Genomic DNA, 24,077 nt, shown 5'->3' with positions numbered 1-24,077 from the left:
GAAAGCGGGGCGGCGGCATACGCTGCCCCGCCCTGGTCACAGACCCGTGAACGACCGCTGGCCGGACGCTTATTCGACAGCGAAGCAGTAGAACAGGCCGTCGCCGCCCGTGCCTCTCAGCGCCTCCTGGCTGCAGCCGCCACGCGAAGCATGTGAGGAATTCCACGACTTCGCCGCGGCCGATTCGTCGAGGCCGGCGCGGTCGTGATGGCCCGTCATGGCCGCCCCTTCCGCGCCGCTCATCGTCCAGTCGCCGCAGGTCTGGTCGGCGATCTTGGTGCCATCGGGCTTGGAGCCGGTCAGCACGTCGTGGCGGTTGGGCTTGTCGCCGCGGCCGTTGACGACTTCGCCCTTCTCGGTAAGCGCCGTCTGCTTGCTGATGGCGTTGGCTTCGCTGTGCAGCGAGGCGACGTCGTCGGCGATCTTCTCGCCCTTGGCATTGAACCAGGGACCCTTGCCGATGCGGTCGCGCGCATCCTCGGCGCTGGAGGAGAGATAGGCGTGCCAGGTCTTGCCGGTGACGCCGGCCGCTTCTGCCAGCGAGGCGCAATGCGCGTCCGCACCCTTGAGGCCGCCGAGATCGGCGCCCTTGCCGGAGCCGACGCTGGTGACGAAGAAGCTCATCTTGGCATCTTGCGACAGGGCCGCGCCTGCCGTGGCGGCGAGTGCGGCGGTAATGGCGGTGGCGGCAACGAGAAGAAGTCTGCGCATGTCGGTCCTCCGGTTTCGAATGTTCTACATTCGAAGAACGTAGCCGGAGGCCTGTTTCATCCGCCTTGAGGCAGGTTTATTCCGGTTGCCGATAGGCGACGAAACGGTTGTGCCTGGCCTGGAAGATCAGCCCGGTTTCCTTCAAGTCCGGGCTTGCCAGCGGCACGATGCGTTTGGCGATCTCGGACGGATGCGGCAGCGTCTCGGGATCCTCGCCCGGCATGGCCTGAGCGCGCATTGCGGTGCGGGTGGCGCCCGGATCGGCGGCGTTGACCCGAAGCGGCAGGCTCTCGGTCTCATGCGCCCAGGAGCGCATCATCGTCTCCACCGCGGCCTTGGAAGCCGCGTAGGGCGCCCAGAAGGCGCGCGCCGAGTGCGCCGCGTTGGAGGACATGATGATCGCCCGTCCGGCGTCGGAGAGCCGAAGCAACGGATCGACCGAACGGATCAGGCGCCAGGTCGCGGTGACGTTGACGGTCATTACCTTATCGAAGGTCTTTGCTTCGACATGGCCGATCGGCGAGATCACCCCGAGTATACCGGCATTGGCGACCAGGATGTCGAGCTTTCCCCAGCGCTCGTGGATTGCGCCGCCGAGCCGGTCGATGCCCGCCATGTCGGCAAGGTCGAGCGGCACCAGCGTGGCCTGTCCGCGGCCGTCGGCCTTGATCGCATCGTCAAGCTCTTCCAGCCCGCCGACGGTGCGGGCGACCGCGACGACATGCGCGCCGGCGGCAGCCAGTTCCCTGGCGATGAAGTAACCGATGCCGCGCGAGGCGCCGGTGACGACCGCGACGCGGCCGGAAAGGTCGAGAGTCATGTGAGGGATTCCGTGGGGTGGACCGGCTTACGACCCGCCGCTCGCCAGCAGCGACAGCGTGCGCACGTTGTCGTGGCCTTCGAAGTCGAGCAGGCGGGTAGGGTACTGGCCGGTGAAGCAGGCGTCGCAGAATTGCGGCTGGTCGTTGTCGCGGCGCGCCTCGCCGACGGCGCGGTAGAGCCCGTCGATCGACAAAAACCCGAGCGAATCGACGCGGATGAACTCGGCCATCTCCTCGACCGACATGCGCGATGCCAGAAGCTTCGATTTCTCCGGCGTGTCGACGCCGTAGAAGCACGATGCGCTGGTCGGCGGCGATGCGATGCGCATATGCACTTCCTTCGCGCCGGCGTCGCGCACCATCTGCACGATCTTTTGGCTGGTGGTGCCGCGCACGATGGAATCGTCGACCAGCACCACGCGCTTGCCCTCGATCATGCGGCGGTTGGCATTATGCTTGAGCTTCACGCCCATGTGGCGGATGGAATCGCCCGGCTGGATGAAGGTGCGGCCGACATAGTGGTTGCGGATGATGCCAAGCTCGAAGGGAATGCCTGCGGCCTGGCTGAAGCCGATCGCGGCCGGCGTGCCGGAATCCGGCACCGGCACGACGATGTCGGCCTCGACCGGGTTTTCCTGCGCCAGCTCGGCGCCGATGCGCTTGCGGACCTCATAGACGTTGCGGCCCTCGACCGAGGAATCCGGCCGCGCGAAATAGACATATTCGAAGATACAGAAGCGGGTCTTCTGCGGCTCGAACGGGAACAGGCTCTCGATGCCCTTGGAGGTGATGACCACCATCTCGCCCGGCTTGATGTCGCGCACGAAACGAGCGCCGATGATGTCGAGCGCGCAGGTTTCCGAAGCAAGTATCCAGGCGCCGTCGAGGTCGCCGAGCACCAGCGGACGGATGCCGAGCGGATCGCGGCAGCCGATCATCTTCTTGGCCGTCATCGCGACCAGCGAGAACGCGCCCTCGACCTGGCGAACGGCATCGATGAAGCGCGAGTTCAAATCGCGTTCCTTGCTGGTCGCGACCAGATGCAGCAGCGTCTCGGTGTCGGAAGTGGAGGAGAAGATCGAGCCCTGTTTCTGCAATGCGCGCTGGACGGTGAGCGCATTGGTGAGGTTGCCGTTATGGGCGACCGCAAGGCCGCCTTCGGCCAACTCGGCGAAGAAGGGCTGGATGTTGCGCAGGCCCGCGCCGCCGGTGGTGGCGTAGCGGGTGTGGCCGATGGCGCGGTTGCCCTGCAGGCGATCGATGACGTTCTGTTTGGTGAAGGTGTCGCCGATCAGCCCGACATGACGCTCGACATGGAACTGGGTGCCGTCATAGGAAACGATGCCGGCGGCTTCCTGACCGCGATGCTGGAGCGCGTGAAGCCCGAGTGTGACGATGGCAGCCGCGTCCTGCCGGCCGAAAATGCCGAACACGCCGCACTCGTCATGGAAATGGTCATCGGCCTCGGCGGAAAGGACTTTGCCTGCGTCTGCCGTTGAGTCTGCCATCTGGGGCTCAAGCTCCGCTAAAACCGCCATATAAGGCGATCGCTCATCGAACGCAACGCATGCGATGCCGCATTCATAAAATGCAGGCCAGTGCCGGAACTGGCCTGGATTTCAGTTTGCCGGCGCCGGAGCGGCGGGAGCCGGGGCGGGGGCTGGGGCCGGCTCATTGTCGGCCGGCGCTTCGCCTTCGCTGTCGTCGGGCGCCGTCGCGCTGTCGTCGCCGGTCGCCGGCGGCTCGGCCGCGGGCTGGTCGGTGGTCGCCGGCGCGCCGGCCTGGGGCGTGACCTTACGCGTGTATTTGTTGACCAGCTCTTCCGTGTTCTCGGGCAGCACGCTTTCGAGCTTGGCGCCGATCGTCTCGAGCAGCGGCCGCGACTTGGCGTTGGCAACCCAGGCGGGCGCCTTGGCGCCGGCCAGCCAGTTGAAGAACAATAGCGCCACCGCGACGACCAGGATGCCGCGCGCCGCGCCGTAGAGGAAACCGAGCGTGCGATCGAGCGCGCCGATGCGCGAATCGATGATCCAGTCGGCGATCTTCATGGTGATCACCGAGACGACGATCAGCGCGATGACAAAGACGATGCCGGCCGCCGCGGCCATGGCGATCTTGTCGTTGTCGACATAGGGCTGAACGTAGGGCAGGACCGGCTTGTAGAAGAAGAAGGCCGCCGCCGCCGCCGCTGCCCACGACACCACCGACAATACTTCGCGGGAAAAGCCGCGCACCATGGCAAGCATCGCCGAGACCAGGGTGAAGCCGACGAGAATTCCGTCAAGCAGCGTAATCGGCATGTCTTTCGCCCCACATCATGAGCTGCATCACTCCCCCTCGTCGGCGCGGCTGCGCCGTGAGCCGGCTATGCGCGCCACCAGGTCGGCAAGCTCGGTGGGCTGGAAAGCGCCGGCCGCGATTCCCCCGGCCCCATTACCGCCAACGACTTCCTCGCTGCCGAGCGGCAGCACCGCGCTTCCAAAACCCAGCTTTTCGGCCTCTTTAAGGCGCTGCTGCGCATGCGCAACCGGCCTCACCGCGCCCGAAAGGCTGATTTCGCCGAAATAGACGCAATCGGCGGGAAGGGCAAGACCGGTGAGCGACGAAACCAATGCTGCGGCGACCGCGAGGTCGGCCGCCGGCTCCGAGATGCGGTAGCCGCCGGCGACGTTGAGATAGACGTCGTGCTGGCCGAAACGGACGCCGCAATGCGCTTCCAGCACCGCCAGCACCATAGAGAGCCGCGCGCCGTCCCAGCCGACGACGGCGCGGCGCGGCGTGCCGAGCGAAGAGGGCGCCACCAGCGCCTGGATCTCGACCAGCACCGGCCTTGTGCCTTCCATGCCGGCGAAGACGGCGGCGCCGGGCGACTTCGCATGCCGCTCGCCGAGGAACAGCTCGGATGGATTGGCGACCTCGCGCAGGCCCTTGTCCGACATCTCGAAGACGCCGATCTCGTCGGTCGGCCCAAAGCGGTTCTTCACCGTGCGCAGGATGCGGAAGTGGTGGTTGCCTTCGCCCTCGAAATAGAGCACGCCGTCGACCATGTGCTCGACGACGCGAGGGCCGGCGATCTGGCCTTCCTTGGTGACATGGCCGACGAGCACGATCGCGGCGCCGGTGGATTTCGCATAGCGGATCATCGCCTGAGCGGCCGCGCGCACCTGGGTGACCGTGCCGGGCGCCGAATCGGCAAGATCGGTCCACAGCGTCTGGATGGAATCGAGGATCACCAGATCGGGCCGCTTGCCGTCGGCGATTGTCGCGAGGATGTCCTCGACATTGGTCTCGGCGGCGAGTTCGACCGGCGTCGAGGCGACACCGAGGCGCTGAGCACGCAGCCTGATCTGCGCGACCGCTTCCTCACCTGAAACATAGACGATGCGGTGGCCTTTCGAGGCCAAAGCGGCTGCGGCCTGCGTCAGCAGCGTCGACTTGCCGATGCCGGGATCGCCGCCGACCAGAAGGGCGGAGCCGCGCACGAAGCCGCCGCCGGTGGCGCGGTCGAGTTCGCCGATGCCGGAAACGATGCGCGGCGCGTCCTCGATGTCGCCGGCCAGGCTGGTGAGCACCACGGCGCGGCCCTTGCGCGCATTGCGGGTGTTGGCCGGCCCCGAGCCGATGCCGCCCGCGGTGCCTTCCTCGACCAGTGTGTTCCACTCGCCGCAAGCATCGCATTTGCCGGCCCAGCGCTGATGCACCGAGCCGCAATTCTGACAGATGAACTGAACGCGCGATTTGGCCATTAGCGTCGGGCCGATCGCAAATTTTCGAAGGCCGGCGTTCCCGCCCACTCCCCTCTGTCCTGCCGGCCATCTCCCCCGCAAGGGGGGAGATCAGCAGCTTGGCCGCCGGCGCTCTTCTTGCAACGGCGGCGATTGGCGAAGGTCGCGGCGACAGCCAATCTCCCCCCTTGCGGGGGAGATGTCCGGCAGGACAGAGGGGGGTGTGACGGAGCGCTGACGTGGGCCAAAAACTACTCAAACCTCTCCGGCAAATGATGCTCCTCGGCCAGGTCCGAGAACCGCGTGAACTCGCCATGGAAGGCGAGGCTGACGGTGCCGGTCGGTCCGTGGCGCTGCTTGGCCACGATGCACTCGGCCTTGCCGCGCGCCTCGTTCATTTCGTTTTCCCACTTGATGTACTCGTCGGTGCCGAGCTTCGGCTCGCGGTTCTTGAGGTAGTATTCCTCGCGGTAGACGAACAGCACCACGTCGGCGTCCTGCTCGATCGAGCCGGATTCGCGCAGGTCCGAGAGCTGCGGGCGCTTGTCGTCGCGGCTTTCGACCTGACGCGACAGCTGCGACAGCGCGATGATCGGCACGCCGAGCTCCTTGGCTAGAGCCTTCAGGCCCGTGGTGATCTCGGTGATTTCCTGGACGCGGTTCTGCGAGGCGCGCGCGCTCGAGCCCTGCATCAGCTGGATATAGTCGATGACGATGAGGTCGAGGCCGCGCTGGCGCTTCAGCCGCCGCGCCCGCGCGGAGAGCTGCGCGATCGAGATGCCGCCGGTCTGGTCGATGAACAGCGGGATCTTCTGCATCGTCTGCGAACAGGCGACCAGCTTCTCGAAATCCATCTCGGTGATCTCGCCGCGGCGGATCTTCGATGACGAGATTTCGGTCTGCTCGGAGATGATGCGGGTGGCGAGCTGTTCCGACGACATTTCGAGCGAGAAGAAGCCGACCACGCCGCCATTGGCCGCTTTGAAGGTGCCGTCGGCCTGCTGCGCCGGTTGATAGGCCTCGGCGATATTGAAGGCGATGTTGGTGGCCAGGGAGGTCTTGCCCATGCCCGGGCGCCCGGCAAGCACGATCAGGTCGGAAGGCTGCAGGCCGCCCATGCGGCGGTCGAGGTCGCGCAGGCCCGTGGCGATGCCTGACAGATGGCCGTCGCGCATGTAGGCGGCGTTGGCCATGTCGACGGCGGTTTTGACCGCGTCGTTGAAGCTCTCGAAGCCGCCGTCGTAGCGGCCGGTCTCCGCGAGCTCGAACAGGCGCCGCTCGGCGTCCTCGATCTGCTCCGAAGGCGACATATCGACCGGCGCGTCATAGGCGATGTTGACCATGTCCTCGCCGACGGTGATCAGCGCCCGGCGCGTGGCGAGGTCGTAGATGGCTCGTCCGTAATCGGCGGCGTTGACGACTGTGACCGCCTCGACGGCGAGCCGCACGACATACTGCGCCACCGTCATGTCGCCGACCTTCTCTTCCGCCGGCAGGAAGGTCTTCAACGTGATCGGCGTCGCGATCTTGCCCATGCGGATGAGCTCGGCCGCGACCTCGAAAATCTTGCGGTGCAACGGCTCGTAGAAATGTGCGGGCTTGAGGAAATCCGAGACGCGGTAGAAAGCGTCGTTGTTGACCAGAATTGCGCCAAGCAGCGCCTGCTCGGCCTCGATGTTGTTCGGTGCCTCGCGGTAGAGCGGTTGCTCCGCCACGCCGAGCTTGCGCGCTGCTTCAGCCATGATGTCCCCGATTTCGATCCCGCTTCCTCGATATCAGAACTGGAAAAATCGGTGCTGACTTATCTGCAACAGTAAGGTTCCAACCGGCTTTCGATGCTCGCGATTCACAACCGAAATTTTTCCGTGGAAAGAATCGTCATTGACTCGAATCGAAGTGCGCAACCCTAGCGGGCCTCGAACGAGAACAAAACAGGAAAATGCGATGCTGGCTATGTCAGTCGTGGCAAGCTCGTCTGCGCGGTGTCGCCTCGCCCCTGGATCACAAGCGGCTCAGCCAAGCGTGTCGCCCCAGTCCGCCCGCCTGGCCGCCTTGAACAATTCGCCGTCGCGCTTGCTGGAGAGGCGCTCGCCGGCATGGCCGTTGGGCTGGCAGAGCTTGAGCACGACCCTGCCCGAACCGCCCTTTGGTGGCGCGATCACCCGTGACGCGCGCGCCGGCGCCGGCAGTCGCGAGGCGGCGAGGTAGATGAACTTCTCGTCCTCCCACGGCACTTCGGCGTCCTTGGCGAGCCGATGTAGCCGCGAACGCGCGACGCGGCGCGAGAAATGGCACCAGTCTGGCGGAGCGAGCGGGCAGGGCGCTTCGTGCGGGCAGGGCGCCGAGACGTGCGCGCCGGCGTCGATGAGCTGCCGGCGCGCGGCAAGGATACGCTGCCAGCCGGCCGGCGTGCCGGGCTCGACGATCAGCAGCGTGTCGGCCGTCAATCGCCAGAGCCGGTCGACGAGTTTTGGCAGCGAGGCCGGCGCGATCTCGTCGAGCACATAGGCGACGCTGATCAAGTCCGCCGGGTCGAGACCGTCGAGATCGATGGTGGCGTCGCCGGCTACCCAGCTCGCGCGGGCAGCGATCGCGCCGGCGGCCAGCGACTGGCCGACCTTGCGCACCGCCGCGCTTGCCTCGACCAGAACCGCCCGTTCGAGCTCCGGCCAGGTATCGGCCGTGGCCCAAAGCATGGTGCCAGGACCGGCGCCGATATCGAGCAGGCTTTTCGGCTGGAAATCCGGACGGGCGTCCGCCAGCGCGTCCAGGCAGGCGCGAACGGCGGCATAGGTGGCGGGCAGCCTGGTCGCCAGGTAAGCCTTCACCGCCATGTCTTCGCCCATATGCAGGCGGCCGTCACGCAACTCGGCGCGATAGCGTTCCGAAAGCGTTCTCGCGGCCTGTTTCAGCGCCGGCAGCGGTACTTTTTCGAGCAGGCTGTCGACGCCTTGCCGGAGCGCGGTGGGCAGTTCCAATTCAGGCTCCTCTTGGCGCGAGCAGGATCACCGAGACGCCGACGATCGAGAGCGCGGCGCCGGCGAGGTCGAAACGGTCGGGGCGCACGCCTTCGGCTAGCCAAAGCCAGCCGAGCGAAGCGGCAATGTAGATGCCGCCATAGGCGGCGTAAGCGCGACCGGCGGCGCTCGTGTCGACCAGCGCCAAAAGGAAGCCGAACAATGCCAGCGACGCCAGACCTGGCACCAGCCAGAGCGGCGACTTCCCCAGCCGCCACCAGGCCCAGAAGCAAAAGCAGCCGGCGATCTCGGCAAGTGCCGCCGCGATGTAGATTAGGTAGTTCATGAAAAAGGCCTCGCGAACGAGACCTTTTTCGTGGCGTCAGGCCGCAATGGCAAGCGGCAATCGCCGCCGTTCTATTCCACCTTCTTGCGGCGGGTCGGCTTGACGGCGGGCGTCGCCGGTTCCTGATGGCCGAGGTCGCGCAATTCCAGCGCCTTCTCGCATTTGGCCATATAGTCGCGCGTCATCGGCAGCGTGTCGTTCTTCTTGGCGATCTGGAACTGGAAGATCACCAGGTCCTGCCAGCGGAAGGCGGCTTCCGAGGCCGCGAGGTAGAACTCCCACATGCGGCAGAAGCGCTCGTCATAGATAGCCTTAGCCTTGTCGCGGTTGGCGGCAAAGCGCTGGCCCCAATGCTTCAGCGTGTCGGCGTAGTGAAGCCTGAGAATCTCGATGTCCGTGACGATAAGGCCGGATTTCTCAATCGCGGGCAGCACTTCCGACATCGACGGGACGTAGCCGCCTGGGAAGATGTATTTGCGGATGAAGGCGCTGGTCGCCCACGGCACACCGGACCGGCCGATGGTGTGGAGCAGCATCACGCCGTCGGGCTTGAGCAGCGTCGCCGCCTTGTCGAAGAAAGTCCGGTAGTGGTTGACGCCGACATGCTCGAACATGCCGACCGAGACGATGCGGTCGAAGCGTTCGTTGAGCGCGCGATAATCCTTGAGGTCGAAATGCGCGCGGTCCTGCAGGCCCAGTGCATGTGCGCGGTCGGTGGAGACGCCCTGCTGCTCGGTGGATAGCGTCACGCCCTGCACGTCGACGTCGAAGGCCTTGGCGAGATAAAGCCCGAGGCCGCCCCAGCCGGAGCCGATATCGAGCACCGTCTGGCCGGCTTTAAGTCTCAGCTTGGCGGCGATGTGGCGCTTCTTGGCGACCTGCGCTTCGTCCAGCGTCATGTCGGGCTGTTCGAAATAGGCGCAGGAATACTGCATGTCCTCGTCGAGGAAGAGATTGTAGAGTTCGCCGGAGAGGTCGTAGTGGCGCTGCACGTTGCGGCGAGATCTCGACGCCGTGTTGATCTGCTGCAGGCGGCGGAAGGCATGGCGCAGACCTTCGATGGCCTTCGACCAGGTCACGTCGATGCCGCCGCTGCCCATGTTCTGGAAAGCGATCCGCATCACCCCGAGGACGCCGCCCTCGGGGATGTCCAGTTCGCCATCCATATAGGCTTCGGGCACGGCCAGCATCGGATCGAAGGTGATCGCGCGCTCGGCATGCATGGTCTTGATGTGGATGTGTACCGGTTCGCCGCTGCCGTCGCCGAACTTATGCGTCGTGCCTTTCGGCCCGGTCACTTTGAGGTCGCCGGTCCGCACCAGCCGTTCGAGAACGTGTTTCAACAGGATGTTCATGACCAAATGTCCCCTCAGACGGACCATCCGGCAGTCGGACCGAATGCCAAATCGAAACTGCCACAGCGCATCGCCCGCGTCCAATCGACGCGCTACGCCGTAATCTGCAACAAGATATAGGGATTAGAAAAGTTCCTATTGGCACAAAAAAGCCCGGGTCGAAGACCCGGGCGTTGGTCCAGCCGGCGCTGGACGAGGAGCCGCAGCACGGCTCCTGCCTTGTCGATCAGGCGTTGTCCTCGCCGCCTTCGAATTCGGCGTTCGGATCGAAGAAGTTTTCCGGCCGGGCGTTGTCGTTGATGTCTTCGCCATAGATGGCTTCGGCCGTCGTCAGCGTCTCGCCCTTGGCCTGGCGCTCCGCCTCATCGGCCGAACGGGCGACGTTGAGCGTCACCGTGACCTCGACTTCAGGATGCAGCGCGATCGCCACGTTGGAGAGGCCGATGGTCTTGATCGGCTGGTTGAGCTCGATCTGGTTGCGGCTGACGGAGAAGCCCTCGGCGGTCAGCAGTTCGGCGATGTCGCGGGTCGACACCGAGCCGTAGAGCTGGCCGGTCTCGCCTGCCGAGCGCACGACGATGAAGCTCTTGCCGTCGAGCTTCTCGGCGATCTGCGCAGCCTCCGACTTGCGCTCGAGGTTGCGGGCTTCGAGCTGGGCGCGCTGGCCCTCGAACTTCTTCTTGTTGGCTTCGTTGGCGCGCAGCGCCTTGCCCTGCGGCAGCAGGAAGTTGCGGGCGAACCCATCCTTGACCTTGACGGTTTCGCCCATCTGGCCGAGGCGGGAAATGCGCTCGAGGAGAATGACTTCCATGGTTTCGTTCCTTTGGTTGGCGCCATCGCGGATGACGGCGGATTCTTTGGGAACAGGTCAGGAAGCAAATGGCGTCTTCGCCGGTGTCGCTGTCCTGCCTGTTTTGGCAGTTAGAGGTTTATGGCCTCAACTCGGGATTTGAGCCTGCCCGTTGCGGCGCCCGTCGCCGTGGGCCGAAGCGGGCGGCAAGCCGCCCGCATCAATAGCTTAGCGAACCACGTAGGGCAGCAGGCCAAGGAAGCGGGCGCGCTTGATCGCCTTGGCGAGCTCACGCTGCTTCTTCTGGCTGACGGCGGTGATGCGCGACGGCACGATCTTGCCGCGCTCGGAAATGTAGCGCTGCAGCAGACGCACGTCCTTGTAGTCGATCTTCGGAGCGTTGGCGCCGGAGAACGGGCAGGTCTTGCGGCGGCGATGGAACGGGCGCCGGGTCGGGATCTGGTTGATGTCGACCATTATTCTGCACCCCCTTCAACGTTTTCGCGCGGACGGCGCGGACCACGGTCGCCGCCATCACGGTCGCCGAACGAACGCGGGCCACGGTCGCCGCGGTCGCGATCGCCGAACGAACGCGGGCCACGGTCGCCACGGTCGCGGTCGCCGAAGCCGCCGCGCTCGGAGCGCTCTTCGCGCTTCTGCATCATCGCCGAGGGGCCTTCCTCGTGCGCCTCGACCTTGATGGTGAGGAAGCGCAGCACGTCTTCCGACAGGCCCATCTGGCGCTCCATTTCGTTGAGCGCGGCCGGCGGGCAGTTGATGTCCATCAGCGTGTAGTAAGCCTTCCGGTTCTTCTTGACCCGGTAGGTGAGGGACTTCAGCCCCCAGTTCTCGATCCGGCCGACCGATCCGCCATTGGCGGCGATGACGCCCTTGTACTGTTCGACAAGCGCATCAACCTGCTGCTGCGACAGGTCCTGCCGGGCAAGAAACACATGTTCGTAAAGAGCCATTATGTTTTTCTGCCTTTCTTCGTTTCTCTCACCGGCCCTCGCGGCTAAGCCTCTGCAACTTGTCTGACCCGGTCGCGAAGGAGCGGGGAAGAAAGGAGCATCACGAGACGGTCGAGAGCGGAGACACGGGAGGCCCAAAGCGCTTCTGGCTTCATGACGTGGCCCTCTAAGGCCACGGCCCTCCGTTCAGCCCCCAGCAAGGACCGGCAGATTGCCGGCGTCTATACATCAATTCGTGAGGAAGGCAAGGGCGGGAGAGAGGGCCGGCGGCTCCGCAGTGTCGCAGGCCTGGCGGCGCTTGTGGGAATTGGCTGACCCGCCGGCCGCAGGTCGGCCATTTCGTCGGAAGGCGATCTCGTCAGCTCATATGCGCGACGAGCGGGACTACCGTCTCGGGGAAGAAGTCGGGCGCGACCCGGCGCTTGCCGAACATCATGTCGTACTGGATCAGCCGGAAATCGTTGATCTTCGGATCGATCTTCTTCTGCCGCGCCCAGTCGGGCGTCGCCTCGCCGGAGGGCGACAGCAAAAGGTTGCGGTCAACCACCCGGTAGTGCTCGCGCAGCGCGCCGAGGAAGCCGGTGTAATAGGGGTGGGTGATCCCGGCCGTGGTAAGGATATGATAGGGCAGGAAGGCGGGGCTCACCGAGCCCAGATTCTCGACCGGACCGGAGCGGTTCGACCAGATGATCAGCGGCGTGTCGTGATGCTCGAGCGCTGCCTCGGGCGTCGGTTCCTTGCGCGGCGCGACATTGTCCTTGAGGAAGCCGGTCTCGACATAGACCGGGCCGAGCGGCGGCAGGTGGTCGCCGAAGAAGGCGATGATGGTCGGCCGCTCGCGCTTCTTCGCCCAGTCGATCAGGCGCTGCAGGCCGCGATCGGCGTCGGCCGAGCCTTCGGCATAGGAGAGCAGCGATTCCCGCGCCCAGGTGCTGATCGGCGCGTCGACGCTATGGGTCGGATTGTAATAGCGGTAGGGCTCGTAGGGCCCGTGGTTCTGCAGGCTGACCGCGAACAGGAATACCGGCTCTTCGCTGGCATCGGCCTCGCGCATGATCTCGTCGGTCATCGCCGCGTCGGAGGCCAGCGGCCCGCGCTTTTCCATCGGCGGCAGCGTCTCTTCCGAGCGGAAGTCGCTGAAGCCGAAATCGGCGTAGACGGCGCCCCGGTTCCAGAACCAGTTGGTGCCCGGGTGGATGGCGCGCGCCCTATAGCCTTCGCTCTTCAGGAAAGTCGCCAGCGACGGCGTCGGCGTGCGCACATATTGCTGATAGGGAATCGAGCCCGCCGGCAGGAAGGCGTTGGAGAAGCCGGTCAGCGCCTCGAACTCGATATTGGCGGTCATGCCGCCGAATTCCGGCGAGAACATCGAGCCCGAGCGCAGCGCGCGCACCGTCGGGATCGGATCGGGCTTGATGCTGACGCCGGGAAGCTCCGTCGGATCCCAGAAGGATTCGCTCATCACCACGATGATATCGGGCTTCTGGTCGGGCACCGAGGCGGCAACCCCGGGACGCGCGATCGCATCCATCGTCTTCTCGGAATAGCCGGGCGGGGCCGAGACATGCGCCATCGGCACGTTGAGCGCGAAGGCGAGCGCGAAGCCGTTGGAGGCATAGTTCTCCTTCTGGTCCCACATGATCGGGATGATCTGCAGCCTGTCGCGCGTCCACGAGAAGGTGGCGTAGTCCATGATCGAGACGAAGAAGGCGAGCAGCGGCACGGCAAGCGTCAAGCGCGCCAGCCGTCCCTTGCGGCTGAGGATCGGCACACGCCGGCGCCAGAGCCGCCAGCCATAGACGAGCAGCGCGAGGCTGGCGACGATCGCCGCCGCAAGCAGCACTGCCGTCCAGGGGCGCTCGCGCACCAGAAGCGGCATCAGCGCCATGATCTGGCGGGCATAGAGGAAATCGGTCGGGTAGAGCGGATCGCCAAGATAGTGCGATTTCTGGTGACCGACAAAGGCCAATGCCAATGTCACCGGCGCGACGATCATCAGGCTTTGATGGCTGCGGCCGAGTATGGCGTCGAGCCCGATCAGCACCAGCGAAAAAACGATGATGGTGGTCCAGCCGGGCTTGAAGGGCTGCAGGAAGAAGTCGACGGTGCCGAAGAAGTCGCCGCGCACGATCCATTCGATGGCGAACACCAGAAGGGCGGAGGCAAGCAGCGTCGCCAGGCCGTAGCGGACAATCGGCCATCTGCGCCCCGGCAGATAGCCGGTGGACGGATCGTCTTCCAAAAATTGCGGCGCGGGTTTGGCCGCGCCTTTCCTGATCCTAGCCACTTTGCTTCCCCGGCCCATGTCACGCGTCTTCCACTCGCGTCACGCCACTGTCATCGAAATGTCACACAAAGCTAGCGCCTGTGGCGGAAATAAGAAGAGCCAGCAAACGATTCGTGAGCGGTTTTCATCAGGTGTGATCGCCAAAAAGCTTTTCAGAACAGGGAACTCGGCCGTTGTCCCGGCTGGAACAGTCGCTGAACTGGCGCTTGCGGGCTTGACTTGGCCGTCCGCCTTGCGCCAGAGGCAGGGAAAAACCAGCCGCTGGAGACGCTAACATGGCCGTCGCATTCACCTTTCCGGGACAGGGCAGCCAGGCCGTCGGAATGGGCAAGGACCTCGCCGATGCCTTTCCCGAGGCGCGCCATGTCTTCGAGGAAGTCGATGAGGCGCTCGGCGAGAAACTGTCGAAGCTGATCTGGGAGGGGCCGGAAGAAACCCTGACGCTGACGGCCAATGCCCAGCCGGCGCTCATGGCGGTGTCGCTGGCGGCCGTAAGGGCGCTGGAATCCCGCGGTTTTTCGTTGAAGGACAAGGTGGCTTATGTCGCCGGCCATTCGCTTGGCGAATATTCGGCGCTTGCCGCAGCCGGCTTCGTTTCGGTGGCCGATGCCGCGCGGCTGTTGCGCACCCGCGGCAACGCCATGCAGGCGGCGGTGCCGGCGGGCGAGGGCGCCATGGCCGCCATCATCGGGCTGGAGCAGGCCGATGTCGAAGCCGCCTGCGCCGAAGCGGCACAAGGCTCGGTCTGTCAGATCGCCAACGACAATGGCGGTGGCCAACTGGTGATTTCCGGCGCCAAGGCGGCCGTCGAACTGGCGGCGAAGCTGTGCACCGAAAAGGGTGCCAAGCGGGCGCTGATGCTGCAGGTCTCGGCACCTTTTCACTCGGCATTGATGACGCCGGCCGCCGATATCATGCGCGAGGCGCTGGGCGGAGTCGCGAAAAGCGCGCCGGTGGTTCCCATCGTCTCAAATGTTTCGGTCACGCCGACCAGCGACCCGGATGAGATTGCCCGCCGCTTGGTCGAGCAGGTCGTTGCCCGCGTGCGCTGGCGCGAGACGGTGGAATGGTTCTGCGCCAAAGGTGTCGCGACGCTTTACGAAGTTGGCGCCGGCAAGGTGCTGTCGGGCTTGGCGCGACGCATCAACCGCGATATCGCGACCGGCGCCATCGGCACGGCGGCGGAAGTCGAGGCGGCGCTGGCAACTTTAGGATAAACAGGGAACTCTTGCTGGCAGGTGCGGCATTCTTACTTCCATCCGTCTTTCTCCCTAAGCGTCGCCTCGACGATCTCGTGGCGATGACTGATCGAAGCAAAGCCGAATACCTGCGTGACTTCGTTGAGCGTGGACTCGAAGATCTCGAGGACTATTACCTGGCTGCGGAAGTACTGGAGCGGATCAGGCTTGGTGAAGAATCGGTCGTGAGCGCCGAGAACTTCTGATATGGCCTGGACAACATGACAAATGCGGAACGAGGGTCGCTCGCGGGGCGTCCGGAAGAATGAGGTTGAAGCAATGTTCGAACTGACCGGCCGTAAGGCGCTCGTCACTGGTGCATCGGGAGGCATCGGCGAGGCGATCGCCAGGGTGCTGCACAGCCAGGGCGCGATCGTCGGCCTGCACGGCACCCGCGTCGAGAAGCTGGAAACGCTGGCCGGCGAGCTCGGCGACCGCGTAAAGCTCTTCCCGGCGGATCTGACCAACCGCGATGCGGTCAAGGCGCTCGGCCAGAAGGCGGAGGCCGATCTCGAAGGCGTCGACATCCTGGTCAACAATGCCGGCATCACCAAGGACGGCCTGTTCGTGCGCATGTCGGACGCCGACTGGGATTCCGTGCTCGAGGTGAACCTGACCGCCGTGTTCCGTCTCACTCGTGAGCTCACCCATCCGATGATGCGCCGCCGCCATGGCCGCATCATCAACATCACCTCGGTGGTCGGCGTCACCGGCAATCCCGGCCAGACCAATTACTGCGCCTCCAAGGCCGGCATGATCGGCTTTTCCAAGTCGCTGGCGCAGGAGATCGCCACCCGCAACATCACCGTCAACTGCGTCGCCCCGGGTTTCATCGAATCGGCCATGACCGACAAGCTCAACAACAAGCAGAAAGAAACCATCATGGCGGCGATTCCCACCCGGCGCATGGGCACCAGCGCCGAGGTTGCCTCGGCCGTCGCCTATCTCGCGTCCAATGAGGCGGCTTATGTCACCGGCCAGACCATCCACGTGAATGGCGGCATGGCGATGATCTAGGGTATTTGAGATTCAGGTGATGCCGGCCTGCAAACGGCGGCTTCCTGCGCTTCCGCTCCGGCCCTCGAAAGCCGCCATTTTCGGCTCGGCTTGAGCTGAATCTCACACACCTGGGCGACCGAGCCCCGGGCGCCTGTGAAAACAGCCATTTCGGCTTGGACGCCCGCTGTTTTTCGTGTAATGCGGCCGGCAACCCGGCGGTTCGGGCAAAAACCGGTCCTGTGGCGTTGCGTTTCCCACAAGACCATCTTTCAGCTTGATTAGCGGCATTCCGCCCGCTAACGAAGACAACACAACGTAAGACGAGGCCCCAAATGAGTGACACCGCAGAGCGCGTCAAGAAGATCGTCATCGAGCATCTCGGCGTCGATGCCGACAAAGTGACGGAGCAGGCGAGCTTCATCGACGATCTGGGCGCGGACAGCCTCGATACGGTCGAACTCGTGATGGCGTTCGAAGAAGAGTTCGGCGTCGAGATTCCAGACGACGCCGCCGAGACCATCCTGACTGTCGGCGATGCCGTGAAGTATATCGATAAGGCCTCGGCCTGAGGCATTCCGCGGGTATCGCCGGGGAGGACCTGCGATGAGGCGAGTCGTCGTCACGGGCCTTGGCCTGCTTTCGCCGTTCGGCATGGGTGTCGAGCACAGCTGGAAGGAACTGCTTTCCGGCCGCAGCGCCGCCTGCCGCATCACCGAATTCGAGGTGGACGACCTTGCCTGCAAGATCGCCCACGTCATTCCGCGCGGCGACGGCTCGAACGGCACCTTCAATCCCGAGGCCGTGCTCGAGCCGAAGGAACTGCGCAAGATCGGCGACTTCATCCTCTACGGCATCGCGGCCGCCGACGAGGCGCTGGCCGATTCCGGCTGGAAGCCCGAGACGCATGAGGACCAGTGCGCCACCGGCGTGCTGATCGGTTCCGGCATCGGCGGCATCGACGGCATCGCCGAGAACGCGATGATCCTGAAGGAGCGCGGCCCGCGCCGCATCAGCCCGTTCTTCATCCCCGGACAGATCATCAACCTGGTCTCCGGCCAGGTTTCCATCCGGCACGGGCTGAAAGGCCCGAACCATGCTGTCGTCACCGCCTGTTCGACGGGCGCGCACGCCATCGGCGATGCCGCGCGTCTGATCATCTGGGGCGATGCCGACGTCATGGTGGCCGGCGGCGCCGAAGCGCCGATCACCCGGCTTTCGATGGCAGGTTTCGCCGCCTGCCGCGCGCTCTCCACCGAGCGCAACGATGCGCCCGAGATCGCTTCGCGCCCCTATGACCGCGACCGCGACGGCTTCGTCATGGGCGAGGGCGCCGGCGTCGTCGTCCTGGAGGAGCTCGAGCACGCCAAGGCGCGCGGCGCCAAGATCTATGCCGAGGTCACCGGCTACGGCCTGACCGGCGATGCCTATCATATCACCGCCCCGGCCGAGGACGGCGACGGCGCCTTCCGCTGCATGACGGCGGCGCTGAATCGGGCGAAGCTCTCGCCCGCCGACATCGACTACATCAATGCGCACGGCACCTCGACCATGGCAGACACGATCGAGCTCGGTGCCGTGGAGCGGCTGGTCGGCAATGCCGCTTCCAAGATCTCGATGTCGTCCACCAAGTCGTCGATCGGTCATCTGCTGGGCGCTGCGGGCGCCGCGGAAGCGATCTTCTCGATCCTCGCCATCCGCGACAACATTGCCCCCGCCACCATCAACCTCGACAATCCGGAACGCGAGACGGCGATCGATCTCGTGCCGAACAAGCCGCGCCAGCGCCAGATCGATGTGGCGCTGTCGAACTCCTTCGGCTTCGGCGGCACCAACGCCTCGCTCGTCTTCCAACGTTACGATGGCTGAACATTCAGCCTACCGGCAGGTCCGCCGCCTGCCGTCATTTTTGCCAAATTTGCCCCTACACTTCGGCTAGGGGATTCGTTGCAAGATCAGACGGTAGGGCGCCATGAATACAAATCCGGGCGGCGGTGGAGAATTCGGACAGCGTCAGGCGCAAGGACCGATCGTGCCCAAGACCGCCGCCGAGGCGCTGCGCCCCGAGGCCGGCACGCCGCCGCCGTCGAAACGCTCGCGCGCGTCGCGCAGCCAGGTCGTCGTATTCCTGAATTTCTTCCTTTCGTTGGTGATCCTGGTCGTGCTTGCCTCGGGTGCCGCACTCTATTTCGGCATGCAGGCCTTCATTGAGCCGGGTCCGTCGGCCAATGGCGACACCTTCATGGTCAAGCCGAACACCGGCGTTCAGGAGATCGCCGACCAGCTGGAGCGGCGCGGCCTGGTCAGCGATGCGCGCATCTTCAGGCTGGGGGTGCGTGCCACAGGCAACGATTCCGCGCTGAAGGCCGGCGAATACGCCATCAAGCCGCGCGCCTCGATGCGCGACATCATGGAGCTGTTCAAGAGCGGCAAGTCGGTGATGTATTCGCTGACCATCCCCGAGGGGCTGACGGTTGAGCAGGCGCTGCAGCGCGTGGCCGAGCAGGAGGCGCTGACCGGCGACATGCCGGCGGCCATGCCGCCCGAGGGCAGCATCGCGACCGACACGCTGCGCTTCACGCGCGGCGCCACCCGGCAGCAGATGGTCGACAAGCTGGTCGCCGACCAAAAGAAGCTGGTCGAGGACGTCTGGACGCATCGCGCGCCCGACCTGCCGATCGCCAATATGGAGGACTTCGTCATCCTGGCCTCGATCGTCGAGAAGGAGACGGGCAGGGGCGACGAGCGCTCGCGCGTGGCCGCGGTCTTCCTCAACCGGCTCGCCAAGGGCATGCGGCTGCAGTCGGATCCGACCATCATCTACGGCCTGTTCGGCGGCAAAGGCAAACCGGCCGACAGGCCGATCTATCAGTCCGACATCGAGAAGCAGACGCCGTATAACACCTATCTGATCAAGGGCCTGCCGCCGACGCCGATCGCCAATCCGGGCCGCGCCGCACTTGAGGCGGTGGCCAATCCGTCGAAGACCGACGACCTTTATTTCGTCGCCGACGGCAATGGCGGCCATGTCTTTGCCGCGACGCTGGAAGAGCACAACCAGAACGTCGCCCGCTATCGGGCGGTGCAGAAGAAGCAGGCCGATGCGGCAGCCAAGGCCTCCGGCCAGACGACGGCGCCGGCCGCTCCCGACGACGGTGCAAGTGCAGGCGCCAGCGGCGAGAATGGCGACGCGGCCCAGTAGGCCGCGGTGATTGCCGGATCTGGCCCGCCTCCTTTGACGCCGGGCCGTATTCATGTTTTGAGGGGACATCCGACGCTGGCCAGAGGTCCGGCGTTTTGCAAGGGGCGCATGCTCGGGCCATCGCGCCGGGCCTGCGTCAAGGGGTGACACGCATCATGAACGTGCAGAGCATGACCGGTTTCGCGCGAGCCGTCGCTGAGCTCGACGGCACGTCGATCGCCTGGGAAGTCAAATCGGTCAACGGCAAGAGCGTCGAGGTCAGGCTAAGGCTGCCGCAGGGTTTCGACCGGCTGGAGCCCGCTGTAAGGCAGACCGTGCAGAAGCGCTTCGCGCGCGGCAATTTCCAGGCAACGCTGACTGTCGCGCGCGCCGCCGCCCAGCAGGCGCAGCCGGTGGTCAACGAGGCGTTCCTGAAGGACCTGGCGGGACTCGCCAAGCGCCTCCAGGAGCAGTTCGGCACCGCGCCGGCGACGGCTGACGGTCTGCTGGCGCTGCGCGGCGTGCTCGACATCCTGGAGACGGTCGAGACCGAGGAGGAGCGCGCCGCCCTCGACGCGACGATCCTGTCGGCGCTGGACATGGCGCTGGCCGGATTGGAGCAGGCAAGGCAGAGCGAAGGTGCCGCGCTGCGCAAGTTGTTGTCCGGCCATATCGACGCCATCGAGGCGCTGACGCTGAAGGCCGAGGCCGACCCGTCGCGCGAGCCGGCGGCGATCCGCGAGCGCATCACCGAACAGGTCCGGCTGCTGATGGATGCGTCGGCCAATCTCGACGCGGTCCGTCTGCATCAGGAAGCGGCCTTCCTCGCCACCAAGGCCGATATCCGCGAGGAGATCGACCGGCTGAAGACGCATGTCGCATCAGGCCGCACGCTGCTTTCCAGCGGCGGCGCCGTCGGCCGCAAGCTCGATTTTCTGGCGCAGGAATTCAATCGCGAATCGAATACCTTGTGTTCCAAGTCGAATGCCGCCGCGGTCACCGCGATCGGGCTGGAGCTCAAGGCGGTGGTCGACCAGTTTCGCGAGCAGGTTCAGAATCTGGAGTGACGGGGATGGTTGCCAAGGAGCCTACGGCCGCCAGGGATCTGGGGTCCCGCATCCGCCGCCGCGGGCTGATGCTGGTGCTGTCGTCGCCGTCGGGCGCCGGCAAGTCGACGATCGCGCGCAATCTTCTGGAAAGCGATTCGAGCCTGGAGCTGTCGGTCTCCGTCACCACCAGGCCGCGCCGCGGCTCGGAGATCGAAGGCGTCCACTATCTTTTCCGCACCATGCGCGAGTTCGAACGGTTGCGCGATTCCGACGCGCTGCTCGAATGGGCCGAGGTGCACGGCAATTTCTATGCGACGCCGCGCGAGCCGGCCGAAGCAGCGCTTGCCGAAGGCCGCGACATGCTGTTCGACATCGACTGGCAGGGCGCCCAGCAGCTCAAGGAGAAGATGCGCGCCGACATCGTCTCGATCTTCATCCTGCCGCCCTCGATGAAGGAGTTGAAGGCGCGCCTGAAGCGCCGCGCCGAGGATCAGGAGCAGGTCATCGAGACCAGGCTGAAGAATGCCCGCGTCGAGATTGAGCACTGGAAGGAATATGACTTCGTCATCGTCAACGACGATCTCGACCGCGCCTTTGCCGAGGTGCGTGCAATCGTTACAGCCGAGCGCCTGCGCCGCGACCGTCGGCCGGGCCTGTTCGATTTCATCTCGGGCTTGCTGGACGAGACGACGGAGTGAGAGGCAGTGCCTCCCCTTCTCCCACAAGGGGAGAAGCAGGCCGGCAGGCTACACCGCGTTCGTCAACCTTACGAACTCTTCCACACTCAGCGTCTCGGCCCGGCGCGTCGGGTCGATGCCGGCGCGGGTGAGCAGGGCTTCTCCGCCCAAGCTCTTCACGCTTTGCCGCAGCATCTTGCGGCGCTGGCCGAAGGCGGCTTCGGTGATGCGCCCCAGCCTCTTGCCGTCGGTGGGCAGGGGAGATGCACGCGGCACCAGATGCACCACCGAGGACGTGACCTTCGGCGGCGGAGTGAAAGCCTGCGGCGGCACGTCGAAGACGATCTTTGCCTCGGTACGCCAGCCGGCTAGCACGCCAAGCCGGCCATAGGCGTCGCTGCCCGGGCTTGCTGTGATGCGCTCGGCCACCTCGCGCTGGAACATCAGCGTCATCGATTGATAGAAGGGCGGCCAGTCGGCCGTCGTCAGCCAGCGGATCAGAAGCTCCGTGCCGATGTTGTAGGGCAGGTTGGCGGCGATCTTCACCGGGCTGCCGCCCGTCGTGCCGGCAAGCGCGGCAAAATCCGTCTTCAGCGCATCGCCGGGAATGACCTCGAGCCGGCCGGGATAATGGCCGGACACCTGCGCCAACGCTTCCAGACAGCGCTCGTCGCGCTCGACGGCGATCACGCGTTTGGCGCCGTTGAAGAGCAGCGCCCGGGTCAGCCCGCCGGGGCCGGGCCCGACCTCGATCACGGTCGTCTCGCTGAGGTCGCCGGCCGCGCGCGCGATCTTGCTGGTCAGATTGAGGTCGAGCAGGAAGTTCTGGCCGAGCGACTTCTTCGCCTGCAAACCGTGGCGCTCGATCACATCGCGCAGTGGCGGCAATCCGTCGATGGTCGTGCGCCCCCCGCTCAAATCGAGCCTCATGCCGCCGCAGTCCGGCGGCCGCTGTCGGCGAGGCGGCGCGCCAGCCTCAGCGCCGCGATCAGGCTGTCGGCGCGTGCAATGCCCTTGCCGGCGATGTCGAACGCCGTGCCGTGGTCCGGCGAGGTGCGGATGAAGGGCAGGCCGAGCGTCACATTGACGGCCTCGTCGAAGGCCAGCGTCTTGGCCGGGATCAGCGCCTGGTCGTGATACATGCAAAGGGCTGCGTCATAGCCGGCGCGTGCCTGCGGATGGAACATCGTGTCGGCCGGCAGCGGCCCGACGGCGTCGATGCCCTCGGCCTGAAGCGCCTCGACGGCAGGCAGCACGATCGACAGATCCTCCGCGCCCATCGCGCCGCCTTCGCCGGCATGCGGATTGAGCCCGGCGATGGCGAGCCTGGGCCGCGCGATGCCGAAGCGGCTCTCGAGGTCGGCGGCGGTGATGCGTCCTGTGGCCACGATCAGCTCGCTCGTCAGAACCTTCGGCACCTCGGCAAGCGCGATGTGGATGGTGACCGGAACCGTGCGCAATTCGGGCCCGGCAAGCAGCATCACCGGCGTCACCTCGGCGCCGGTGTGGCGCGAGGCCAGATGCGCCAGGTATTCGGTGTGGCCGGGAAAGCGAAAGCCGGCGTCGTAGAGCGGCTTCTTGGCGATGGGACAGGTGACCACCGCGGCGGCGCCGCCGGCGAGGCAGTCGGCGACGGCGCGGTCGATCGCTTCGATGGTGCCCGCGGCATTGGCCGAATTCGGCTTTCCGGGACTGTCCAGATGCCGGGCGTAGAGTGGCACGACGGGCAGTGCGCGGGGAAAGTGATGCGCCGCTTGCCCCGGCAGGGTCTCCATGATCGCCACGTTGGCCCCGATCTGACGCGCCCGCGCCTTGATCAGGGCAGGATCGGCGAGCAGGTAGAAGGGCGGCACGCCGGCGCTGTCGCCCGCCTGCCAGGCGGTGATGGCGATCTCGGGCCCGATGCCGGATGGATCGCCGACGCTGACCGCCAGCGGCGCGTCGGTCCTACCTGCGCTCATGGCGTCACGTGGGGCGCCATACCTGCTTCGAAGCAGGGCGGGTGGCTCGAGCCTTGTTCTGTCATGCGCCGCAACGGCCTATCGCTCGACGATGGTGGCCTTCTTGCGCAGTTCCTCGACATATTTCTTGCTGAGCTCGTCGGCGTCCTTGTCGTTGCTGCCGCCTTCGGCCTGGAACACCATCTGGGCGGCCTTGTCGTCGGAAACCTCGCGCGAGGAACAGATACCGATGAACTCGACGCCGCGTTCGGTCTCGCGCGTCGGCGTCGCCCCTCCGACCTTGGTCGCCTTGATCTGCTCGGCCCAGTCCGACGGCAATTGCGGCGCCAGCACGCGGCCGAGATCGCGCACCGTGACGTCGATCAGCCCCTTGGCGAATTCGCGCGTGGTGTTGCAGCCGTTGAAGCGGGCACGCATGGCGTCGGCCTCGCGCTTGCGCTTGGCAAGCGTGGCCGAGCGCTCGGAAGCGGGCACCACGAAGATGACCTGCTGCAGCATATATTCCGTGGCGCTCGGCTTGGAGCCGCCCTTGTCGAGCATGCGGCGGACCGCATCCTGCTCAGTCACCGAGCCACCCTCGCCGGAGCGGTAGCGCGCGCCAAGCGCCTGGTTCCAGGCCATCTGCGCGCGGATGAACTCCTTGAAATGCTCCTTGGTGACGCCCGACTGCGCCATGACGGCGTCGAGCTTCGCGAGCGGCATCTTGTTGTTGGAGGCAAAACGCTGATAGGCGGCGTCGACCTGCTGGTCGGTGATGCGGATGCCGAGCCGCTTGGCCTCGGCAAGCCGCAGCGTCTGGTCGATCATTTCCTTGGCCGCGTCGCCTTTCTTGCGCTGCAGCTTGAAGAATGCGGCGCGATGGGCGATGTCGCCGGTGGTGATCGGTATGTTGTTGACGACATATTTGATCTGGCTGGCGAATGCCGGCGGCGTCATTGCCGCGATCGAAACCGAGGTCGCCGCCACCAGCAGCGCGAATCCTGCCGAAAACAGGTATTTCCTCATCTCACCT

The 24,077-nt window shown here is 65.4% G+C and carries 24 protein-coding genes; 8 read left to right on the top strand and 16 right to left on the bottom strand.

All coding sequences use genetic code 11. From position 1 onward, the window contains the following. Positions 1 to 69: 69 nt before the first annotated feature. The 13 genes from CK215_RS05035 to CK215_RS04970 all read right to left on the bottom strand — a co-directional run bounded on the left by CK215_RS05035 (position 70) and on the right by CK215_RS04970 (position 13,981). Positions 70 to 711, bottom strand: coding sequence for a hypothetical protein (locus CK215_RS05035; RefSeq protein ID WP_095779187.1), 642 nt, complete (start codon positions 709 to 711; stop codon positions 70 to 72). Positions 712 to 787: 76 nt separating this feature from the next. Continuing rightward, a complete protein-coding gene (locus CK215_RS05030) occupies positions 788 to 1,531 on the bottom strand; it encodes an SDR family NAD(P)-dependent oxidoreductase (RefSeq protein WP_067001369.1) in 744 nt (247 codons plus the stop codon). A gap of 27 nt (positions 1,532 to 1,558) precedes the next feature. Then, on the bottom strand, positions 1,559 to 3,040 hold the full coding sequence (gene purF, locus CK215_RS05025) for an amidophosphoribosyltransferase (protein ID WP_095800085.1): 1,482 nt from the start codon (positions 3,038 to 3,040) through the stop codon (positions 1,559 to 1,561). Positions 3,041 to 3,151: 111 nt separating this feature from the next. Further along, on the bottom strand, positions 3,152 to 3,832 hold the full coding sequence (locus tag CK215_RS05020) for a CvpA family protein (protein WP_067001375.1): 681 nt from the start codon (positions 3,830 to 3,832) through the stop codon (positions 3,152 to 3,154). A gap of 27 nt (positions 3,833 to 3,859) precedes the next feature. Further along, positions 3,860 to 5,278, bottom strand: a complete 1,419-nt coding sequence (gene radA, locus CK215_RS05015) for a DNA repair protein RadA (protein ID WP_095830298.1) — start codon at positions 5,276 to 5,278, stop codon at positions 3,860 to 3,862. 230 nt (positions 5,279 to 5,508) lie between these two features. Further along, positions 5,509 to 6,999: a replicative DNA helicase gene (locus CK215_RS05005; RefSeq protein ID WP_066995631.1), complete on the bottom strand. Its 1,491-nt coding sequence runs from the start codon at positions 6,997 to 6,999 to the stop codon at positions 5,509 to 5,511. 270 nt (positions 7,000 to 7,269) lie between these two features. Beyond that, a complete protein-coding gene (locus tag CK215_RS05000; protein WP_095830297.1) occupies positions 7,270 to 8,235 on the bottom strand; it encodes a small ribosomal subunit Rsm22 family protein in 966 nt (321 codons plus the stop codon). Between the two features lies 1 nt (position 8,236). Then, the gene (locus CK215_RS04995) at positions 8,237 to 8,560 is read right to left on the bottom strand and encodes a YnfA family protein (protein ID WP_095781493.1); all 324 of its coding nucleotides are present in this window, start codon (positions 8,558 to 8,560) and stop codon (positions 8,237 to 8,239) included. A 71-nt stretch (positions 8,561 to 8,631) separates the two neighbouring features. Further along, entirely contained in the window at positions 8,632 to 9,915 is a 1,284-nt protein-coding gene (locus CK215_RS04990; RefSeq protein ID WP_095830296.1) for a cyclopropane-fatty-acyl-phospholipid synthase family protein, read from the bottom strand. Positions 9,916 to 10,141: 226 nt separating this feature from the next. Then, positions 10,142 to 10,726, bottom strand: coding sequence for a 50S ribosomal protein L9 (rplI, locus tag CK215_RS04985; RefSeq protein WP_095779181.1), 585 nt, complete (start codon positions 10,724 to 10,726; stop codon positions 10,142 to 10,144). Between the two features lie 207 nt (positions 10,727 to 10,933). Continuing rightward, on the bottom strand, positions 10,934 to 11,182 hold the full coding sequence (rpsR, locus tag CK215_RS04980) for a 30S ribosomal protein S18 (RefSeq protein ID WP_006203718.1): 249 nt from the start codon (positions 11,180 to 11,182) through the stop codon (positions 10,934 to 10,936). Then, positions 11,182 to 11,676, bottom strand: a complete 495-nt coding sequence (gene rpsF / locus CK215_RS04975; protein WP_066995640.1) for a 30S ribosomal protein S6 — start codon at positions 11,674 to 11,676, stop codon at positions 11,182 to 11,184. The genes rpsR and rpsF overlap by 1 nt, the downstream gene beginning before the upstream one ends. A gap of 358 nt (positions 11,677 to 12,034) precedes the next feature. Further along, positions 12,035 to 13,981 (bottom strand): LTA synthase family protein, encoded by a 1,947-nt coding sequence (locus CK215_RS04970; RefSeq protein ID WP_082980493.1) that lies wholly within the window; start codon positions 13,979 to 13,981, stop codon positions 12,035 to 12,037. A 257-nt stretch (positions 13,982 to 14,238) separates the two neighbouring features. Between CK215_RS04970 and fabD the strand changes: the two genes are divergently transcribed. The 8 genes from fabD to gmk all read left to right on the top strand — a co-directional run bounded on the left by fabD (position 14,239) and on the right by gmk (position 21,125). Then, entirely contained in the window at positions 14,239 to 15,180 is a 942-nt protein-coding gene (gene fabD / locus CK215_RS04965) for an ACP S-malonyltransferase (protein WP_095830295.1), read from the top strand. Between the two features lie 11 nt (positions 15,181 to 15,191). Further along, on the top strand, positions 15,192 to 15,407 hold the full coding sequence (locus CK215_RS04960) for a CopG family transcriptional regulator (protein WP_095830294.1): 216 nt from the start codon (positions 15,192 to 15,194) through the stop codon (positions 15,405 to 15,407). 73 nt (positions 15,408 to 15,480) lie between these two features. Further along, positions 15,481 to 16,218, top strand: coding sequence for a 3-oxoacyl-[acyl-carrier-protein] reductase (gene fabG, locus CK215_RS04955; RefSeq protein ID WP_095830293.1), 738 nt, complete (start codon positions 15,481 to 15,483; stop codon positions 16,216 to 16,218). A 314-nt stretch (positions 16,219 to 16,532) separates the two neighbouring features. Beyond that, complete coding sequence (locus tag CK215_RS04950) at positions 16,533 to 16,769, top strand: acyl carrier protein (RefSeq protein WP_006203723.1); 237 nt, start codon at positions 16,533 to 16,535, stop codon at positions 16,767 to 16,769. Positions 16,770 to 16,803: 34 nt separating this feature from the next. Continuing rightward, entirely contained in the window at positions 16,804 to 18,066 is a 1,263-nt protein-coding gene (gene fabF / locus CK215_RS04945; protein ID WP_095779177.1) for a beta-ketoacyl-ACP synthase II, read from the top strand. A gap of 103 nt (positions 18,067 to 18,169) precedes the next feature. Then, on the top strand, positions 18,170 to 19,399 hold the full coding sequence (mltG, locus tag CK215_RS04940) for an endolytic transglycosylase MltG (protein WP_095830292.1): 1,230 nt from the start codon (positions 18,170 to 18,172) through the stop codon (positions 19,397 to 19,399). Between the two features lie 155 nt (positions 19,400 to 19,554). After that, on the top strand, positions 19,555 to 20,445 hold the full coding sequence (locus CK215_RS04935) for a YicC/YloC family endoribonuclease (RefSeq protein ID WP_066995699.1): 891 nt from the start codon (positions 19,555 to 19,557) through the stop codon (positions 20,443 to 20,445). A 5-nt stretch (positions 20,446 to 20,450) separates the two neighbouring features. Continuing rightward, positions 20,451 to 21,125: a guanylate kinase gene (gene gmk / locus CK215_RS04930; protein WP_067330287.1), complete on the top strand. Its 675-nt coding sequence runs from the start codon at positions 20,451 to 20,453 to the stop codon at positions 21,123 to 21,125. Positions 21,126 to 21,173: 48 nt separating this feature from the next. Here the strand turns inward: gmk and rsmA are convergent, their stop codons facing one another. The 3 genes from rsmA to CK215_RS04915 all read right to left on the bottom strand — a co-directional run bounded on the left by rsmA (position 21,174) and on the right by CK215_RS04915 (position 24,070). Next, positions 21,174 to 22,034, bottom strand: a complete 861-nt coding sequence (gene rsmA, locus CK215_RS04925; RefSeq protein WP_095830291.1) for a 16S rRNA (adenine(1518)-N(6)/adenine(1519)-N(6))-dimethyltransferase RsmA — start codon at positions 22,032 to 22,034, stop codon at positions 21,174 to 21,176. Continuing rightward, positions 22,031 to 23,065 (bottom strand): 4-hydroxythreonine-4-phosphate dehydrogenase PdxA, encoded by a 1,035-nt coding sequence (pdxA, locus tag CK215_RS04920; RefSeq protein WP_095830290.1) that lies wholly within the window; start codon positions 23,063 to 23,065, stop codon positions 22,031 to 22,033. The genes rsmA and pdxA overlap by 4 nt, the downstream gene beginning before the upstream one ends. A gap of 78 nt (positions 23,066 to 23,143) precedes the next feature. Further along, on the bottom strand, positions 23,144 to 24,070 hold the full coding sequence (locus CK215_RS04915) for a peptidylprolyl isomerase (protein WP_066995711.1): 927 nt from the start codon (positions 24,068 to 24,070) through the stop codon (positions 23,144 to 23,146). Positions 24,071 to 24,077: the final 7 nt, after the last annotated feature.

The organism is Mesorhizobium sp. WSM3864 (assembly GCF_002294955.1).
Taxonomy (GTDB): Bacteria; Pseudomonadota; Alphaproteobacteria; order Rhizobiales; family Rhizobiaceae; genus Mesorhizobium.
This window is presented reverse-complemented; position numbering and strand designations above follow the sequence as displayed.

Bases quoted from the DNA above. Each gene is read 5' to 3' on its own strand.
- CK215_RS05035 (WP_095779187.1), bottom strand. From the start codon at position 711: ATGCGCAGACTTCTTCTCGTTGCCGCCACCGCCATTACCGCCGCACTC.
- CK215_RS05030 (WP_067001369.1), bottom strand. From the start codon at position 1,531: ATGACTCTCGACCTTTCCGGCCGCGTCGCGGTCGTCACCGGCGCCTCG.
- purF (WP_095800085.1), bottom strand. From the start codon at position 3,040: ATGGCAGACTCAACGGCAGACGCAGGCAAAGTCCTTTCCGCCGAGGCC.
- CK215_RS05020 (WP_067001375.1), bottom strand. From the start codon at position 3,832: ATGCCGATTACGCTGCTTGACGGAATTCTCGTCGGCTTCACCCTGGTC.
- radA (WP_095830298.1), bottom strand. From the start codon at position 5,278: ATGGCCAAATCGCGCGTTCAGTTCATCTGTCAGAATTGCGGCTCGGTG.
- CK215_RS05005 (WP_066995631.1), bottom strand. From the start codon at position 6,999: ATGGCTGAAGCAGCGCGCAAGCTCGGCGTGGCGGAGCAACCGCTCTAC.
- CK215_RS04995 (WP_095781493.1), bottom strand. From the start codon at position 8,560: ATGAACTACCTAATCTACATCGCGGCGGCACTTGCCGAGATCGCCGGC.
- CK215_RS04990 (WP_095830296.1), bottom strand. From the start codon at position 9,915: ATGAACATCCTGTTGAAACACGTTCTCGAACGGCTGGTGCGGACCGGC.
- rplI (WP_095779181.1), bottom strand. From the start codon at position 10,726: ATGGAAGTCATTCTCCTCGAGCGCATTTCCCGCCTCGGCCAGATGGGC.
- rpsR (WP_006203718.1), bottom strand. From the start codon at position 11,182: ATGGTCGACATCAACCAGATCCCGACCCGGCGCCCGTTCCATCGCCGC.
- rpsF (WP_066995640.1), bottom strand. From the start codon at position 11,676: ATGGCTCTTTACGAACATGTGTTTCTTGCCCGGCAGGACCTGTCGCAG.
- CK215_RS04970 (WP_082980493.1), bottom strand. From the start codon at position 13,981: ATGGGCCGGGGAAGCAAAGTGGCTAGGATCAGGAAAGGCGCGGCCAAA.
- fabD (WP_095830295.1), top strand. From the start codon at position 14,239: ATGGCCGTCGCATTCACCTTTCCGGGACAGGGCAGCCAGGCCGTCGGA.
- fabG (WP_095830293.1), top strand. From the start codon at position 15,481: ATGTTCGAACTGACCGGCCGTAAGGCGCTCGTCACTGGTGCATCGGGA.
- CK215_RS04950 (WP_006203723.1), top strand. From the start codon at position 16,533: ATGAGTGACACCGCAGAGCGCGTCAAGAAGATCGTCATCGAGCATCTC.
- fabF (WP_095779177.1), top strand. From the start codon at position 16,804: ATGAGGCGAGTCGTCGTCACGGGCCTTGGCCTGCTTTCGCCGTTCGGC.
- mltG (WP_095830292.1), top strand. From the start codon at position 18,170: ATGAATACAAATCCGGGCGGCGGTGGAGAATTCGGACAGCGTCAGGCG.
- CK215_RS04935 (WP_066995699.1), top strand. From the start codon at position 19,555: ATGAACGTGCAGAGCATGACCGGTTTCGCGCGAGCCGTCGCTGAGCTC.
- gmk (WP_067330287.1), top strand. From the start codon at position 20,451: ATGGTTGCCAAGGAGCCTACGGCCGCCAGGGATCTGGGGTCCCGCATC.
- rsmA (WP_095830291.1), bottom strand. From the start codon at position 22,034: ATGAGGCTCGATTTGAGCGGGGGGCGCACGACCATCGACGGATTGCCG.
- pdxA (WP_095830290.1), bottom strand. From the start codon at position 23,065: ATGAGCGCAGGTAGGACCGACGCGCCGCTGGCGGTCAGCGTCGGCGAT.
- CK215_RS04915 (WP_066995711.1), bottom strand. From the start codon at position 24,070: ATGAGGAAATACCTGTTTTCGGCAGGATTCGCGCTGCTGGTGGCGGCG.